General features: G+C 56.5%; 2 rRNA genes. Both read left to right on the top strand.

Going from position 1 to position 889, the window contains the following annotated elements:
- Positions 1–213, top strand: a 16S ribosomal RNA gene (locus tag CA982_RS26245); the annotation flags it as partial.
- 459 nt (positions 214–672) lie between these two features.
- A 23S ribosomal RNA gene (locus CA982_RS26240) occupies positions 673–889 on the top strand; the annotation flags it as partial.

Below are 889 nucleotides of genomic sequence, written 5' to 3'. Positions count from 1 at the left end.
GTCGGAGTCGCTAGTAATCGCAGATCAGCAACGCTGCGGTGAATACGTTCCCGGGCCTTGTACACACCGCCCGTCACGTCATGAAAGTCGGTAACACCCGAAGCCGGTGGCCTAACCCCTTGTGGGAGGGAGCTGTCGAAGGTGGGATCGGCGATTGGGACGAAGTCGTAACAAGGTAGCCGTACCGGAAGGTGCGGCTGGATCACCTCCTTTCTAAGGAGCACACAACGACACACGTTCATGTTCTCCGTCTGTGGGGACTGCGTGTGTGTGTTCGAGGGTGAAACATCAGACAGGCCCATCCGTGTCCGCATGTGTGGACGGGTCGGGGGTCGCTGTTCGGCTGTGAGGCCGGCGGGTTCATTGTCACGCTATCGGGGTTCTGAGGGAACACGCGAGTGTTGTCTCTGACCWAGCTCATGATGCGGGTTCGGGTGGTGATCGCGACTGTGATGGTCGTGGGAGCGCGGAGCCGGTGGTGGGTGTGTGTTGTTTGAGAAGTGCATAGTGGATGCGAGCATCTTTATTTCAAACCAATGCTCCAACGTTGTTGGGGTGCTTGGTCTGTGATTTAGCAGATAATGTTTTGAGTGTGTGTGTGATGTCTACATTCGGTCCTCGCGGTGCGGCCCTGTTGTGGGGTTGTGGTGTGGGGGTTGTTTGTAGGTGTTGTTGTAAGTGTGTAAGGGCGTTCGGTGGATGCCTTGGTACCAGGAGCCGATGAAGGACGTGGTAGGCCGCGATAGTCCTCGGGGAGTTGTCAAACGAGCTGTGATCCGAGGGTGTCCGAATGGGGAAACCCAGCACGAGTGATGTCGTGTTACCACCAGCTGAATGTATAGGCTGTGTGGGGGGAACGTGGGGAAGTGAAACATCTCAGTACCCATAG

It is taken from the genome of Gordonia lacunae (assembly GCF_002149015.1).
Lineage (GTDB): Bacteria > Actinomycetota > Actinomycetes > Mycobacteriales > Mycobacteriaceae > Gordonia > Gordonia lacunae.
Note: the sequence above shows the minus strand (reverse complement) of the source record. Positions and strands in the feature narration are given on the sequence as shown.